This window comes from Pseudomonas anguilliseptica, from assembly GCF_900105355.1.
In the GTDB taxonomy this organism is placed as follows: Bacteria; Pseudomonadota; Gammaproteobacteria; order Pseudomonadales; family Pseudomonadaceae; genus Aquipseudomonas; species Aquipseudomonas anguilliseptica.
Window position 1 is genome coordinate 467,896 of record NZ_FNSC01000001.1, and the last position, 16,656, is coordinate 484,551.

Below are 16,656 nucleotides of genomic sequence, written 5' to 3' on the forward strand. Positions count from 1 at the left end.
GTATAATCCACGGCATGATTTCTGTGCCCGAAACCCTTCCTGATGACCCCGCCGCGCTCAAGCAATTGCTCGCTGAGGTGTTGTCGTCGGCGCAGGAATTGGCCAAGGACAAGGATGGGCAGATCGAGCGCCTGCGCGAACAAAACGCGCTGTTGATCCAGCGCCTGTTCGGCCGTAAATCCGAGCAGAGCAGCGACCCGGATTCACCGCAGCTAGAGATGTTCAACGAAGCGGAAAGCCTGGCCGAAGCGGCGGCTGAAGCTCCGGCCGCTGAGGTCGAGGAAGAAGTCGTTGCGCCGACCAAGCGCCGCGGCAAGCGCAAGCCGTTACCGGCCGAACTACCGCGTGTCGAGGTCATCCACGAACTGCCCGAACACGAACTGACCTGCGAATGCGGTTGCCGCAAGCAGGCCATCGGCGAAGAAACCAGCGAGCAGCTGGAAATCATCCCGATGCAGGTTCAGGTGATCCGCCACATTCGCAAGACCTATGCCTGCAAGGCCTGCGAAAGCGCGCCGGTCACCGCTGACAAGCCGGCCCAACTGATCGAGAAAAGCCTGGCCAGCCCGAGCGTGCTGGCGATGCTGCTGACCAGCAAATACGCCGACGGCATCCCACTGTATCGCTTCGAAAAGATGCTCAGTCGCCATGGCATCGACATCCCCCGGCAGACCCTGGCGCGCTGGGTGATCCAGTGCGGCGAACTGCTACAACCGTTGCTCAACCTGATGCGCGACAGGCTGCTGGACAGTCCGGTGATCCACTGCGATGAAACCCGCGTGCAGGTGCTCAAGGAGCCTGGGCGCGATCCGAGCAGCCACTCCTGGATGTGGGTGCAGACCGGTGGCCCGCCTGGCAAACCGGTGATCCTCTTCGACTACACAACCAGCCGCGCGCAGGAGGTGCCGCTGCGCCTGCTCGACGGTTATCGCGGCTACCTGATGACCGACGATTACGCCGGCTACAACGCCGTGGCCGCACAACAAGGTGTTGAACGCCTGGCCTGCTGGGCGCATGCGCGGCGCAAGTTCGTCGAAGCGCAAAAGGTGCAACCGAAGGGCAAAACCGGGCGTGCCGACATCGCGTTGGGGATGATCAACAAGCTCTACGGCATCGAGCGCGAACTTAAGGATGCCAGCGATGAACAGCGCTACCGGGGCCGCCAGCAGCACAGCCTACCGCTCCTCGATCAGCTCAAGACCTGGCTGGAGAAAACCCAGCCGCAGGTCACGGCGCAGAATGCCCTGGGCAAAGCAGTGAACTACCTGGCGAGCAACTGGAGCCGACTCGAACGCTACATCGAGGCTGGCCACCTGCCGATCGATAACAACGCTGCCGAGCGCGCGATCCGGCCCTTCGTCATAGGTCGCAAGAACTGGCTGTTCAGCGACACGCCGAAAGGCGCGACCGCCAGCGCCCAACTCTACAGCCTGGTGGAAACCGCCAAGACCAATGGCCAGGAGCCCTACGCCTGGTTGCGCCATGTCCTCGAACGCCTGCCGCTGGCCAACAGCGTTGAAGCCTACGAAGCGCTGCTGCCTTGGAACTGCCAACCAACGACGCCACTGTAAAACGCAAAACCTCTCCAGAGGGAGGTGGGGTCTATGGAGCGCTTACGGACAGTCCGGTGATCCACTGCGATGAAACCCGCGTGCAGGTGCTAAAGGAGCCTGGGCGCGATCCGAGCAGCCACTCCTGGATGTGGGTGCAGACCGGTGGCCCGCCTGGCAAACCGGTGATCCTCTTCGACTACACAACCAGCCGCGCGCAGGAGGTGCCGCTGCGCCTGCTCGACGGTTATCGCGGCTACCTGATGACCGTCGATTACGCCGGCTACAACGCCGTGGCCGCACAACAAGGTGTTGAACGCCTGGCCTGCTGGGCGCATGCGCGGCGCAAGTTCGTCGAAGCGCAAAAGGTGCAACCGAAGGGCAAAACCGGGCGTGCCGACATCGCGTTGGGGATGATCAACAAGCTCTACGGCATCGAGCGCGAACTTAAGGATGCCAGCGATGAACAGCGCTACCGGGGCCGCCAGCAGCACAGCCTACCGCTCCTCGATCAGCTCAAGACCTGGCTGGAGAAAACCCAGCCGCAGGTCACGGCGCAGAATGCCCTGGGCAAAGCAGTGAACTACCTGGCGAGCAACTGGAGCCGACTCGAACGCTACATCGAGGCTGGCCACCTGCCGATCGATAACAACGCTGCCGAGCGCGCGATCCGGCCCTTCGTCATAGGTCGCAAGAACTGGCTGTTCAGCGACACGCCGAAAGGCGCGACCGCCAGCGCCCAACTCTACAGCCTGGTGGAAACCGCCAAGACCAATGGCCAGGAGCCCTACGCCTGGCTGCGCCATGTCCTCGAACGCCTGCCGCTGGCCAACAGCGTTGAAGCCTACGAAGCGCTGCTGCCTTGGAACTGCCAACCAACGACGCCACTGTAAAACGCAAAACCTCTCCAGAGGGAGGTGGGGTCTATGGAGCGCTTACGCAAGAACTGGCTGTTCAGCGACACGCCGAAAGGCGCGACCGCCAGCGCCCAACTCTACAGCCTGGTGGAAACCGCCAAGACCAATGGCCAGGAGCCCTACGCCTGGCTGCGCCATGTCCTCGAACGCCTGCCGCTGGCCAACAGCGTTGAAGCCTACGAAGCGCTGCTGCCTTGGAACTGCCAACCAACGACGCCACTGTAAAACGCAAAACCTCTCCAGAGGGAGGTGGGGTCTATGGAGCGTTTACGAATAAACCATCATGAACCGTGCAATCTGCATGTTAGAACCAGCCGAGCAAGGCATATTGCACGACAGCGGCGGTTGCATAGGCGCAAAGCCTCACATGCTTATTTACCGACAAAAAAAGAGGGCCCCGAAGGGCCCTCTTGCTCTGTGCAAAGTAACGCGGCGATTAAACGCCCGAAGCCTTGGCAGCAGCTACATCCTTGATCGACAGCTTGATACGGCCGCGGTTGTCCACGTCCAGTACCAGCACTTCGACTTCCTGACCTTCTTTGAGAATGTCGGTGACTTTCTCAACGCGAGCGTCGCTCAGCATGGAGATGTGCACCAGGCCGTCCTTGCCCGGCAGGATGTTGACGAAAGCGCCGAAGTCAACGATGCGCTCGACCTTGCCGACGTAGATCTTGCCGATCTCGGCTTCCGCGGTAATGCCCAGCACGCGCTGACGCGCAGCCTCGGCCGCTTCCTTGGTTTCGCCGAAGATCTTGATCGAACCGTCATCTTCGATGTCGATCGAAGCCTTGGTTTCTTCGCAGATGGCGCGGATGGTCGCGCCACCTTTGCCGATCACGTCGCGAATCTTGTCCTGGTCGATCTTCATGGCGATCATGGTCGGCGCGTTAGCCGACAGCTCGGTACGCGACTGCGCGATCACCTGGTTCATCTGACCGAGAATATTCAGGCGTGCTTCCAGTGCCTGATTCAGGGCGATTTCCATGATTTCTTCGGTGATGCCCTGGATCTTGATGTCCATCTGCAGCGCAGTAACACCATTGGCGGTACCGGCTACTTTGAAGTCCATGTCGCCCAGGTGATCTTCATCGCCGAGGATATCGGTCAGAACGGCAAATTTCTCGCCTTCCTTGACCAGCCCCATAGCGATACCAGCAACCGGAGCCTTCATCGGCACACCGGCGTCCATCAGGGCCAGGGAAGCGCCGCAAACGGAGGCCATCGAAGACGAACCGTTTGACTCAGTGATTTCCGATACCACACGGATGGTGTACGGGAACACGTCAGCAGCAGGCAACATGGCCTGCACCGAACGACGCGCAAGACGACCGTGACCGATTTCGCGGCGGCCGGTAGCGCCCATACGACCACACTCGCCCACCGAGTACGGCGGGAAGTTGTAGTGCAGCATGAAGGGGTCTTTCTTCTCGCCTTCCAGGGTATCGAGCAGCTGTGCGTCGCGCGCGGTGCCGAGGGTAGCAACCACCAGGGCCTGAGTTTCGCCACGGGTGAACAGCGCCGAACCGTGGGTCTTGTCCAGAACACCCACTTCGATGTTCAGGCCACGTACGGTGCGGGTGTCACGGCCATCGATACGCGGTTTGCCATTAACGATGTTCTCGCGCACGGTGCGGTATTCGATTTCACCGAAGGCGTCTTTGACTTCACCAGCAGAAGGCTGGCCTTCTTCACCGGAGAACTTGGCAACGATTTCATTGCGCAGCTCACCCAGACGGGCATAACGCTCGTGCTTGACGGTGATGGTGTAGGCCTGGGAGATCGCCTCGCCAAACTCGCTACGGATAGCGCTCAGCAGTGCAGTGTTCTCAGCTTTTGGCTGCCAGTCCCAAGTCGGCTTGGCGGCTTCAGCAGCCAGTTCGGCAACAGCGTTGATCACCACCTGGAATTCATCGTGAGCGAACAGCACGGCGCCCAGCATCTGGTCTTCGGTCAGCTCTTTGGCTTCCGATTCAACCATCAGCACGGCATCTTTGGTGCCGGCAACGACCATGTCCAGGCTCGAGGCCTTGAGTTGTTCGTAGGTCGGGTTCAGCAGGTAGCCGGTTTCCGGATGGAAGGCCACGCGCGCGGCACCGATCGGGCCGTTGAACGGGATACCGGAGATGCCCAGCGCAGCCGAGGTACCGATCATCGCAGCGATGTCCGGATCGGTCTTCTTGCTGGTGGAGATCACGGTGCAGATAACCTGCACTTCGTTCTGGAAACCTTCCGGGAACAGCGGACGGATCGGACGGTCGATCAGACGCGAGGTCAGGGTTTCTTTCTCGGATGGACGGGCTTCGCGCTTGAAGAAACCGCCAGGGATCTTGCCGGCTGCGTAGGTTTTTTCCTGGTAATGCACGGACAGCGGGAAAAAGCCTTTGCTTGGGTCGGCAGTCTTGGCGCCGGTTACGGCGACCAGTACAGCGACATCGTCGTCAACGGTGACCAGCACTGCGCCGGAGGCTTGACGGGCGATACGGCCTGTCTCGAGGGTAACGGTCGATTGACCGAACTGGAACTTCTTGATTACCGGGTTCACGGTGTTTTCCTTCTCTTTGTTGCCCTTGGGGAAAGCGTTTCTTGCAACCGTTGCTCAGCATGTGAGCAGACGGGGCTTACAGAATGAGTGGGCGGTTACGGGAATCGGACCCGCTATCGTCCAAAACAGCTAAAGCAGAAAAGCAAAAGCTGGAAGCAGGGTAAACCCCACTTCCAGCTTCGGCAGTCAGCTACGCGTAAGCATTGCTTAGCGACGCAGACCCAGGCGACCGATCAGGGCGCTGTAACGACTGGTGTCCTTACCCTTCAGGTAGTCCAGCAGCTTACGACGCTGGTTAACCATACGGATCAGACCACGACGACTGTGGTGATCTTTACCGTTGGCCTTGAAGTGGCCTTGCAGCTTGTTGATGTTGGCGGACAGCAGTGCAACTTGCACTTCCGGGCTACCGGTGTCGCCTTCAGCTTGCTTGTAGTCGTTAACGATCTGGGCTTTTTCTTCAACGCTGAGTGCCATGGGGCAATCCTCTCAGTTAGGCAACTGCCGAAACAGTCGCAATAGGCCGGGAATCGCTTCCCGTGTTTTTAAGTGAGGTATGACCGCGCCTATTAACAGCCACCCTCGATACACGCAGACCAGAGCCGAAACCCTTTGCCTGCGCTACGGTCATGCCGACCGAATCCTCTATCAACCAGCCTAGGCTTTGGTTGCAATCAATCGACGCGGCGCAATGCGCCCGTCTTCGCTCACTTCACCGATACCGATAAAGCGACCATTGTGATCTTGCACCCGAACCATGCCGAACTTCGGCGCCTCCGGGGCGCGTACCGGCTGCCCTTGCAACCAGTAGAACGAACTGTGCTCGGAGAACTGCAGCAGCGGCCAGTGTTGCAGACCGCTATCGACCGGTTGCAGGAACTGGTCAACCGCCTCACAGCCACCTTCAGCATGCACCCGTTCCAGCTCTTCGAGCGTTACGGTGCGGCTCAAGTCGAAGGGGCCGGCTTTGGTTCTACGCAGTTCTGCAACGTGTGCACCACAACCCAGCTGCTGGCCGATGTCTTCAACCAGGGTGCGGATATAGGTGCCTTTGCTGCAATCGACCGCCAGGCGCGCCTGCTCCGCCTCGCAGCCCAGTAATTCCAGGCGCGCAATAGTAACAGAACGCGGCTCGCGCTCCACTACTTCACCGGCACGGGCCAGCTTGTACAGTGGCTGACCATCACGCTTGAGCGCCGAGTACATCGGCGGTATCTGACTGATTTCACCACGAAAACCGGGAAGAATAGCCTCAATATCGGCGCGACCAACGGTCACTGGGCGGCGCTCCAGCACTTCACCTTCGGCATCGGCGGTGGTCGTGGTGACACCCAGCTGCATCAGGGTTTCGTAGCCTTTGTCGGCATCCAGCAGGTACTGGGAGAACTTGGTCGCCTCGCCGAAGCACAACGGCAACACGCCAGTGGCCAGTGGATCGAGACTACCGGTGTGCCCAGCCTTCTCGGCATTCAGCAACCAGCGCACCTTCTGCAGCGCAGCATTGGAACTAAAGCCTTTAGGCTTATCCAGCAGGATGATGCCATCAACGGCACGACGAATACGTTTGACCTGGGCCACGCGCTTACTCCTTGGCCTCGGGTTCATCAGCGTGCTGACGGTCTTCGCTGACTGCACGCTCAATCAGGGCCGACAGTTGCGCACCGCGAATCACGCTTTCGTCGTAGTGGAAACGCAGGTTTGGCACGCTGCGCAGCTTCATTGCCTTACCCAACTGCATGCGCAGGAAGCCGCTGGCATCGTTGAGCACCTTAAGGCTCTGCACGACTGGATCAACACCTTCTTCAGACTCGCCACCCATGATGGTGACGAACACCTTGGCATGACTGGAATCGCGACTGACTTCTACTGCCGTGACGGTCACCAGACCGCCAAGACGCGGATCTTTGATTTCCAGGCGGATCAACTGCGCCAGTTCGCGCTGTATCTGGTCGCCGATACGCTGGGCCCGGCTAAATTCTTTGGCCATTTCTACTACCTTCACTCGTCACGCCGCCTAAATAAGCAGCGGACCTAAAAGCGGCAAACGCCCGGCCACGCATAAACGGGGCCGGGCGCTGCGTTTCGCAACTCGCTACCTGATGATTACAGGCTACGAGCCACTTGGACTTTCTCGAACACTTCGATCTTGTCGCCGACCTTGACGTCGTTGTAGCTCTTCACGCCGATACCGCACTCCATGCCATTACGCACTTCGGAGGCATCGTCTTTGAAGCGACGCAGGGATTCCAGCTCGCCTTCGAAGATCACCACGTCATCGCGCAGTACGCGGATCGGACGGTTACGGAAGACCGTACCCTCGACCACCATACAACCGGCAATCGCACCGAACTTCGGCGAACGGAACACGTCACGTACTTCGGCAATACCCAAGATGTTCTCGCGAACATCGCTGCCGAGCATACCGGTCAAGGCTTTCTTGACGTCTTCGATGATGTCGTAGATCACGTTGTAGTAACGCATATCCAGACCTTCCTGCTCGACGATCTTGCGCGCGCCGGCATCGGCACGCACGTTGAAGCCGAACAGTACAGCGTTGGAGGCCAGTGCCAGGTTGGCATCGGACTCGGTGATACCACCGACGCCACCACCGACCACACGCACCTGTACTTCATCGTTACCCAGGCCGCTGAGCGAGCCTTGTAGTGCTTCCAACGAACCACGGACGTCGGATTTGAGGACGATGTTAAGCGTCTTCTTCTCTTCCTGCCCCATGTTCTCGAAGATGTTTTCCAGCTTGCCGGCGTGAGCACGAGCCAGTTTCACTTCGCGGAACTTGCCCTGACGGAACAGTGCAACTTCACGGGCCTTCTTCTCGTCAGCCAGCACGCTCATGTCATCGCCAGCATCCGGAGTGCCATCCAAGCCGAGAATCTCGACCGGAATAGACGGGCCAGCTTCTTTGATCGGCTTGCCGTTCTCGTCGAGCATGGCGCGGATACGGCCGTAGTTGGAGCCGATCAGCACCATGTCGCCTTGGCGCAGAGTACCGTCCTGAACCAGTACGGTCGCAACCGGACCGCGGCCTTTATCCAGACGCGATTCAACCACAACACCACGGCCCGGGGCCGACGGAGTGGCTTTCAGCTCGAGGATCTCGGCCTGCAGCAACACGGCTTCCAGCAGTTCGTCGACCCCGGTACCGACTTTCGCCGACACAGGAACGAACGGCGTATCACCGCCCCACTCTTCCGAGGTCACACCGTGCACCGACAGCTCGCTACGAATGCGATCAAGATCAGCGCCCGGCTTGTCGATCTTGTTCACGGCAACCACCAGCGGCACGCCAGCGGCCTGAGCATGCTGAACGGCTTCAATGGTCTGCGGCATCACGCCGTCGTCGGCAGCAACCACCAGAATCACGATATCGGTCGCCTTGGCACCACGGGCACGCATCGCGGTAAACGCGGCGTGGCCCGGGGTGTCGAGGAAGGTAACCATGCCGCGCTCGGTTTCTACGTGGTAGGCACCGATATGCTGGGTGATACCACCGGCTTCGCCAGCAGCCACCTTGGCGCGACGAATGTAGTCGAGCAGCGAGGTCTTACCGTGGTCAACGTGACCCATAACGGTCACAACCGGCGCACGAGCAAAGGTCTCGCCTTCGAACTTCAGCGACTCAGCCAGAGAATCTTCCAGGGCCGTGTCGCTGACCAGGGTAACTTTGTGACCCAGCTCTTCAGCAACCAACTGGGCCGTTTCCTGATCCAGTACCTGATTGATGGTCGCCGGGGTACCCAGTTTGAACATGAACTTGATGATTTCAGCGGCTTTGACCGACATTTGCTGAGCCAGATCGCCCACAGTGATGGTCTCGCCGATCTTCACTTCACGCACGATTGGCCCTGTTGGGCTCTGGAAGCCGTGCGCATTACGCTTCTTCAGCTTGGCCTTGCCACGACCGCCACGACGGAAGCTGTCGCTTTCCTCGTCGATGGTGCGCGGAGCAACCCGTGGTGCCGGAGCCTTTTCCTTGACGGTCGGGCGATGCTGAGTGGTCTTGCGCTCACCACCACGACGATCGGCATCATCATTACGCGCCTTGTCCGGACGACGCGGCTCGTCCTTCTTGCGCTCTTCAACCACAGGAGCAGCCACTACCGGCAACTCAACCGCTACAGCTGGAGCTGCTTCAACTACCGCTTCAGCAGCAGGCGCAGGACGCTGCGCTTCTTCTGCGGCGCGGCGCTTGGCTTCTTCTTCAGCCTTGGCCTTGGCCGCTTCAGCTACAGCGCGTTGCTCAGCCAGCTCACGCTGCTTTTCAGCTTCGATTTCTTCAGCGCTGCGCTTGACGAAGGTTTTCTTCTTGCGCACTTCAACGCTGATGGTCTTGCTACCGGCAACCCGCAGGGTGCTGGTAGTTTTGCGCTGCAAGGTAATCTTGCGCGGCTCTTCTGTTTTGCTGTCGCCGTGACTGCTCTTGAGGTGGGCCAACAGGGCCTGCTTCTCACTGTCAGTCACTGCTTGCTCAGCACTCTTGTGCGGCAAACCTGCCTCACTCATTTGCTGTAGCAGGCGTTCAACCGGTGTATTGACCACTTGGGCCAGTTCTTTAACCGTGACTTGCGTCATGCATTTCTCTCCTCAGGCCGCAACTGCTTACTCGAACCAATGGGCTCGGGCGGCCATGATCAACTTGCCGGCTCGCTCAGCGTCGATACCGTCGATGTCGAGCAGGTCATCAATCGACTGCTCGGCCAGGTCTTCGCGGTTAACAACGCCGCGCACTGCCAGTTCATGCGCAAGCGCCTTATCCATCCCCTCAAGCGAGAGCAAGTCTTCGGCTGGGTGGGCATCTGCCAGCTTTTCCTCGTTGGCGATGGCTTTGGTCAGCAAGCGATCTTTGGCACGGACGCGGAGCTCGTTGACGATATCCTCGTCAAAGCCATCAATGCTGAGCATTTCTTCCATCGGTACGTAGGCAATCTCTTCAAGGCTGGTGAAGCCCTCTTCGACCAACACCTGGGCCAGCTCTTCGTCGACTTCCAGCTCGTCGATAAAGCGCTGCAGGATGTCGCCTGTTTCTGCTTGCTGCTTGGCCTGGATGTCCGCTTCGGTCATCACGTTCAGGGTCCAGCCAGTCAACTGACTGGCCAAACGCACGTTCTGACCGCCACGGCCAATGGCCTGAGCAAGGTTGTCGGCGCCAACGGCGATGTCCATGGCATGGGCATCTTCGTCGACGATGATGGCGGCAACCTCGGCCGGCGACATGGCGTTAATCACGAACTGCGCGGGATTGTCATCCCACAGCACGATGTCCACACGCTCACCCGCCAATTCGCCAGAAACCGCCTGCACGCGCGAACCGCGCATGCCGATACAGGCACCCTGCGGATCGATACGCTTGTCTTTGGAACGCACCGCCAACTTGGCGCGCGAACCCGGATCACGGGACGCGCCCATGACTTCGATCAGCTCTTCGGCAATTTCCGGCACTTCAATGCGGAACAGTTCAATCAGCATTTCCGGCGCGGTACGCGAGAGGATCAGCTGTGGACCGCGGTTCTCGGTGCGAATTTCCTTGAGCAGAGCACGCAGGCGCACACCCACACGGAAAGTTTCGCGGGAGATGATGTCTTCGCGCGCCAGCATGGCTTCAGCGTTGTTGCCCAGATCAACGATTACGCTGTCGCGGGTCACTTTCTTCACAGTGCCGGAGATAATTTCACCTAGGCGCTCGCGGTAAGCCTCGACCACCTGAGCACGCTCGGCTTCGCGGACTTTCTGCACGATCACTTGTTTGGCGGTTTGCGCGGCAATACGACCGAATTCGATGGACTCGATCTTCTCTTCCAGCACGTCACCAACTTTAGCGTTGGCTTCGACTGCACGCGGCATGTCAGTGGTGACCTGGTGTGCAGGATCATCAAAGTCACTTTCTTCAACCACTGTCCAGCAGCGGAATGTTTCGTAGTTGCCGCTCTGACGATTGATCGCCACACGCAACTCGACTTCGTCTTCGAAACGCTTTTTGGTAGCGGTGGCCAAAGCCAGCTCCAGCGCTTCAAAAATTACGCTCGCCGGTACGCCCTTTTCGTTGGATACCGACTCAACAACCAGCAGTACTTCTTTGCTCATCGTACGCCTCGCCTTTCGCAATCCATTGGATCCGCGCTATCCGCGCCACTTGCGGGGGATCCGCGTCTCAATCAAACCTGGGGATAATGTTGGCCTTGTCGACCATGTCGATCGGCAACAGGAATTCATGGTCATCCACCTGCACTACCACGTCCTGCTCTTCCACACCGCGCAGAAGGCCCTGGAAGTTGCGTCGACCTTCAAAAGGCGAACGCAGCTTGATCCTCACTTGCTCGCCGGCATGGCTGGCGAACTGTTCAAGGGTGAACAGTGGCCGATCCATACCTGGTGAGGACACCTCAAGGGTGTACTCGGCGCTGATCGGGTCCTCGACATCGAGCACACCACTGATCTGCCGACTGACAATTTCACAGTCCTCGATCAGCACGCCGTCAGGCTGTTTATCAATATAAATCCGCAGCAGAGAATGCCGCCCTTGCGACAGGAACTCGACACCCCAACATTGGTAGCCAAGAGCCTCGACTACCGGGGCCACCAAGGCGTGCAACTGTTCTAGCTTGCTCGACACCTGAACCCCTCGCGCATGCTGTAAAAATAAAAAATGGGCGAATCGCCCATCATCAAACCGCCCTCTAAAGGCCGGCAAAGCTATCGCCCAGCTAGCAAAAAGCCCCTTAAAAGGGGCTCCTCTGCAACTCAATGCGGGGACTGGTTTAACCCAGCCAGCTTCGGATTAAACATCCGAGGAGCGACCTTGCTGCTCAATCCCACATCAAAGCTGGGGCCGGATTATACGACTGAACCCCAAGCAGGGTCAATCAACACTCCAGCAACAAAAAGACCCGCATGGAGCGGGCCTTCCTGAAAATTGGTACGAGGAGGGGACTCTAATATAGACCATCAAAGGCTCATTATTGCTGGATTTGTATAACCTTAATTTTGCATCGTGTCCCTAAACGTGTACTTAAAACAGAACACACTCCACAACCAGAGCCATGCCACCCCGGAAGGTCGCTAAAAAATTCGGCTCTAAATGCGCCAGTCTGCCAGGGTTGACGTTTTCAAGCGTCTTCGCCATTCGTCAATGTGCGCATACATCCTCAACTGGAATGCGAAAAAACCCAGCCCGCAATGCTGGACGCTGTCGCCCCTCATCCGACAAGGAAGTGAACACGCAGCAATTTAATCCACTAAAATATCAGCCCGCTCCAACAGTTTTCTGTAATAGCTCAGTCATCGCCGCTCGGCTTGAGGCCGCATCAAAATTGCTTTGAATATACCGTGCCGCGCTGCAACCCATATCGAGCCTGCGAGGCTCATCACTCATCAACTCACTGACAAAGTTTGAAAGCTGCGGAGCACAATTCGGAGCAAATATAACACCCGCATGAGCAGCCTTAACTATCCCAGCAGCCTCCCCACCAACACCACATAACACTGGTCGACCGCAGGCCATGTAATCCAGTAACTTTGTAGGAATAGCTCCTTTGAATAGAGGAATATCCTGCAAAGTTACTAGACACAAATCCGCGGCATTAATGAAACCACGCGCCAAGTTTTTTGATATCGGAGCCAGTAGCAGCACGTTACCAAGCTTCAACTCGGCAACTCGCCCCTCGATATGGGAGCGTTTCATGCCATCGCCGACCAACACGAAAAGTGTTTTTTTATCCTGACAATGCATGGCAGCATCAACAATCACATCCAGATTATTGGCTTCGCCCATCGCCCCAAAATACAAAACAATGTTGCGTCCGTCCCAGCCATGCATTCGACGAATCTCGGCCCCTGCGTCGGGATCGGGATAAAGCATCTGGGTATCGATACCACAGGTAATTACTTCCAGCTTTTCTTTGGGCCAGCCACGTCGATGAATATCGTCGCGAATGCCATGGGTCAAGGTAACGATTCGCTCTGCCTTGTCGTAAAGCAGCCGCTCCATCCAAGACATGATGGCGATTAGCTGCCGGTTGCGCAGAATACCCATCTGCACGGCAGACTCCGGCCACAGATCCCGAACCTCAAAAACCATCGGGATGCCACGCAACTTGCAGACCATCCAGACAGAGAACATCGGGAAAATGGGCGGTGAAGAAGCGAGCACGACATCCGGCTTTCCAGCCCGCAACAGTCCGACGGGCGCCGTCAGTGAAAATGAAATGAAACTAAGCAAGCGCCCCCAGTAACTGCGATGCAGTTCGTTGTAGGTGAAGGTACGAATGATCTGAACCGCACCGTCCTGCTCCCGGCGCAACAGGAGCCTGTACCAAGGCAAGACCGGTTGATCCCGGCGCATGTAACCGGTCTCCCCAGAAACCACTGTTACCTCATGGCCATTGCTAGCCAGATGTTGGGTAAGCTCGTACACCAGCGAGTGCCCCGGCGAAGTGTGCCCCTGATAGTACTGGTAGACCACCGCAACCTTCATCTGAACTCCCTGTAGAGCCGCTTGAGGTGTTCGCCTTTTTTCTGCCAGCTGAGTTCCTGGCGAACAACGAAAAGATGCTGACGCCAGCGTTGCAGGCGAAGTTCATCGGCAAAAAAATGTTCAATCATCTTAGCCATGGCCAGCGGCGTGGCCAAATCACCAACGCAACCGATCTGATTGCCCTCAACCAAACGCCGCAACTCTGGCAAGTCGCTGGCCAGGATTGGAATACCGGCAGCAATGAATTCGAACAACTTGTTAGGCGTGCAATAGTAATTGTTCAGGCAGATCGCCTGATAAGGGATCACACCAGCATCCGCTGCTGCCGTGACCTCAAGCAAACGAGCTTGGGAGACTGCTGGATGTAGATGAACCCGCGACTGCAGTCCTTTACGCTTGATCAGATGGTGCATGGCATCGGCAAGCTGGCCATCACCCAGCAACACAAGATGAATGTCAGAGTCACGCAGCAATACCATAGCCTCGACTAGCTCAAGTAAATTGCGCCCGGCAGAAAACCCACCCTGAAACAACAAGACGCGATGCTCACGAGGAATGCCGAAGCACTCATGCAGATACCAAGAGCGAGGCCCAAGCGAGCTGATGCGCTCGGCATTATGAATGACTGCCACCTCAGTCAGCCCATAGCGAGTCTCCAGCTCACGGGCAATCGAGGGATTAACCGTAATCACCTGATCACAGGCATGGATATGCCGGCGTTCAATCTTCGCCCAGCTCGCCTGCTGCCCGCGAGAGAACTCTTGTTCGCTATACAGCTCATGACTGTCATAGATCAAGCGGGCGCCAAACTCACTGGCCAACGCCCGACCAACAGTAAGCATAGGCAGATCATGCGCCACCACAATATCAGCCACATGCTGACGACCATCAGCAAGAAACAAGTTCAGATAAAAGCGCTCATGATCGACCAAAAAGCGCCAAGCAAAAGACTTCAACACCCGCATCAATTGGCCATTCATCGGTAAATACCGACGAACCAACCTATATACCTGAAGCACGCGGTTTTCCCTCCGAGCCACTGACTCGGAGGGAAAACCGATTCGTACAACGCGGGGATCGTCCAATATTACCGGCCCATCCAGTGGCATCGCCAAAATGGTGACCCGCCAGCCGTCCTCCTCCAAGCTGTCTGCCTGGAGAAGAATCCGTCGATCAATTTGCCGGTCATTGCACAGCATCAACACCCGCTGTGCGGGCGCCTTGATGTCAGATGCCACTGGACTTCATATCTCCGTCGATGAAAATGCGATGCCACAGTTCCAGGCACAGGAGGCCCCAGACCACGCGACCAAACTCGCTCTCGTTGCCCAAGGCTTTCTCTACCGCTACCACGTCATACAAGCCGCGCTGGCGCGCACGATCAGAGAGCAGTGTGTCGCGCACAAAGTCACGCGCCACGCCTTTGGCCCACTGGGTGAGCGGCGTCGGGAAGCCCATTTTGTCTTTACGATCGAAAATACTCTGTGGCACCGCACTGCGCACCGACTCCTTGAACAGATGCTTCATGCGTCCTTGAGCAAACTTGATGTTCGGTGGAATAGTTGCCATGAACTCGACGATGCGGTGATCCAGCAACGGCACCCGCGATTCGATAGAGGCTGCCATGCTGGTGCGGTCTTCAACATGCAGCAACGCCGGCAGCGAGCCTTTCAGGTCGAAATAGGTCATCTGATTGACCAGCGGATGCATCTCGCTGCGGTTGAAAATGCGCTGGAACGACTCGAACGACGAATAGCCGCTGCTGCTCTGCAACACACCCTGATTGAACAGTTGCACCATGCCTTCGCTGCGGTCTAGGAGGCTGAAATAGCGTTGATCATGGGGCGCGAACAATCCGTTTTTCCACAGCCCCTGCAACATCGGCTGGTAAGTCGCCAGGAGCGGCAGGTTCGGCACAATGGATTCCAGCGACACCGCATAACGGTTCTGGTCGGCAGTCTGGTAGATCGCACCCGACAGGCACTTCTCCAGGTACAACGCCATATAACGGGCGTAGCCGATAAACAGTTCATCACCGCCCTGCCCCCCCATGACCACCTTCACGTGCTTGGCAGCCAACTGCGACACGTAGTACTGCGGAATCACCCCTGGCCCGGCCAGCGGTTCGTCCATGTAATACATCAGGCGCGGCAGCATATCCGCCAGCTCGTTGCCGGCTGGAATATAGATTTCGTTGTATTGAGTACCGGCAAAGGTAGCGACATCCTTCGCATAGCCGGTCTCGTCAAACTGCGGTCCCTCGCTGAACGCACCAGTAAAGGTATGCATCTTTTCGCCGCCCAGCATGCGCGAGGCCAGACAGACGATGGCGCTGGAGTCCAATCCGCCGGACAAGTGCGCACCCAGCGGCACGTCGGAACGCATATGCAGGCGGACCGAGTCGTCGATCAGGCCCGACAACGTGTCGATGAAATAACGCTCATCATGCTCTTCATCAATGTTGTAGTGCAGGTCCCAATACTGGCGAGTCTGAATCTTTAGCGAATCTCCCTCGTACCAGGCTGACAGGCAATAGCCCGGCTCCAACTTATTCACACCTTGGAAAAGGGTTTTCTCATCCAGGCAAAACTGGAACGTCAGGTAATCCTGCAAACCGTCCGGATTAGCCTGCGCCTTCACCCCATTGTCGGCAAGAATCGCTTTGATCTCCGAGGCGAACACCAACCGACGTCCATCGAAGTGGTAATAGAACGGTTTGATACCGATTCGATCACGGGCGCAAAACAGACGCTGCTCATGCTTGTCCCAGATGGCAAACGCGAACATCCCCAGCAACCGGTCGACAAAACGCTCGCCCCACTCGCGGTATGCATACAGCAGCACTTCGGTATCCGAATAGCTGTGGATAGGGTGACCCTTGTTGATCAACTCGCGACGCAACTCCAGGTAGTTGTAGATGGCACCGTTGAACACCACGATAAAGCGACCGTCTTCGGTCACCATCGGCTGCTTGCCGTGTTCGGGATCAATGATCGCCAGGCGCACATGGCCCAAGCCAACCGGCCGACGCTCGTCCAGCCAGATACCATCGCCGTCGGGACCGCGATGGCGGATGGCGGACATCATTTTTTTCAGCGAATTAGTGATTTCACCGCTGTTTCCGAATGTCGCTAGCGACCCTGCTATTCCACACATAAA

At 57.6% G+C, this 16,656-nt stretch carries 11 protein-coding genes and 2 pseudogenes; 3 read left to right on the forward strand and 10 right to left on the reverse strand.

The window, feature by feature from the left end:
* Positions 1-14 precede the first annotated feature (14 nt).
* The 3 genes and pseudogenes from tnpC (BLW24_RS02355) to BLW24_RS02365 all read left to right on the forward strand — a co-directional run.
* Positions 15-1,571 carry an IS66 family transposase gene (tnpC, locus tag BLW24_RS02355; protein ID WP_090375474.1) on the forward strand — a complete coding sequence of 519 codons (1,557 nt, stop codon included), beginning with the start codon at positions 15-17 and terminating at the stop codon, positions 1,569-1,571.
* 41 nt (positions 1,572-1,612) lie between these two features.
* Positions 1,613-2,443: pseudogene (tnpC, locus tag BLW24_RS02360) on the forward strand (IS66 family transposase); the annotation flags it as partial.
* A gap of 45 nt (positions 2,444-2,488) precedes the next feature.
* Positions 2,489-2,692: pseudogene (locus tag BLW24_RS02365) on the forward strand (transposase domain-containing protein); the annotation flags it as partial.
* A gap of 211 nt (positions 2,693-2,903) precedes the next feature.
* On the opposite strand, the gene pnp reads toward BLW24_RS02365, so the two are convergent.
* The 10 genes from pnp to asnB form a co-directional block, all read right to left on the reverse strand.
* Positions 2,904-5,009 carry a polyribonucleotide nucleotidyltransferase gene (pnp, locus tag BLW24_RS02370; RefSeq protein WP_090376234.1) on the reverse strand — a complete coding sequence of 702 codons (2,106 nt, stop codon included), beginning with the start codon at positions 5,007-5,009 and terminating at the stop codon, positions 2,904-2,906.
* A gap of 207 nt (positions 5,010-5,216) precedes the next feature.
* Positions 5,217-5,486, reverse strand: a complete 270-nt coding sequence (gene rpsO / locus BLW24_RS02375; protein ID WP_042554902.1) for a 30S ribosomal protein S15 — start codon at positions 5,484-5,486, stop codon at positions 5,217-5,219.
* A gap of 180 nt (positions 5,487-5,666) precedes the next feature.
* Positions 5,667-6,587 carry a tRNA pseudouridine(55) synthase TruB gene (truB, locus tag BLW24_RS02380; protein ID WP_090376237.1) on the reverse strand — a complete coding sequence of 307 codons (921 nt, stop codon included), beginning with the start codon at positions 6,585-6,587 and terminating at the stop codon, positions 5,667-5,669.
* Positions 6,588-6,591: 4 nt separating this feature from the next.
* Positions 6,592-6,996 (reverse strand): 30S ribosome-binding factor RbfA, encoded by a 405-nt coding sequence (rbfA, locus tag BLW24_RS02385; protein WP_090376241.1) that lies wholly within the window; start codon positions 6,994-6,996, stop codon positions 6,592-6,594.
* A 116-nt stretch (positions 6,997-7,112) separates the two neighbouring features.
* The gene (infB, locus tag BLW24_RS02390) at positions 7,113-9,599 is read right to left on the reverse strand and encodes a translation initiation factor IF-2 (RefSeq protein ID WP_090376245.1); all 2,487 of its coding nucleotides are present in this window, start codon (positions 9,597-9,599) and stop codon (positions 7,113-7,115) included.
* Positions 9,600-9,626: 27 nt separating this feature from the next.
* Complete coding sequence (gene nusA, locus BLW24_RS02395; protein WP_090376248.1) at positions 9,627-11,108, reverse strand: transcription termination factor NusA; 1,482 nt, start codon at positions 11,106-11,108, stop codon at positions 9,627-9,629.
* 67 nt (positions 11,109-11,175) lie between these two features.
* Complete coding sequence (gene rimP / locus BLW24_RS02400; RefSeq protein WP_090376250.1) at positions 11,176-11,637, reverse strand: ribosome maturation factor RimP; 462 nt, start codon at positions 11,635-11,637, stop codon at positions 11,176-11,178.
* Positions 11,638-12,267: 630 nt separating this feature from the next.
* A complete protein-coding gene (locus BLW24_RS02405; RefSeq protein ID WP_090376253.1) occupies positions 12,268-13,497 on the reverse strand; it encodes a glycosyltransferase family 4 protein in 1,230 nt (409 codons plus the stop codon).
* Positions 13,494-14,735: a glycosyltransferase family 4 protein gene (locus BLW24_RS02410; RefSeq protein ID WP_090376256.1), complete on the reverse strand. Its 1,242-nt coding sequence runs from the start codon at positions 14,733-14,735 to the stop codon at positions 13,494-13,496. Before BLW24_RS02410 ends, BLW24_RS02405 begins: the two co-directional genes overlap by 4 nt.
* Positions 14,725-16,653, reverse strand: coding sequence for an asparagine synthase (glutamine-hydrolyzing) (gene asnB, locus BLW24_RS02415; RefSeq protein ID WP_090376258.1), 1,929 nt, complete (start codon positions 16,651-16,653; stop codon positions 14,725-14,727). The genes BLW24_RS02410 and asnB overlap by 11 nt, the downstream gene beginning before the upstream one ends.
* Between the last annotated feature and the right edge of the window lie 3 nt (positions 16,654-16,656).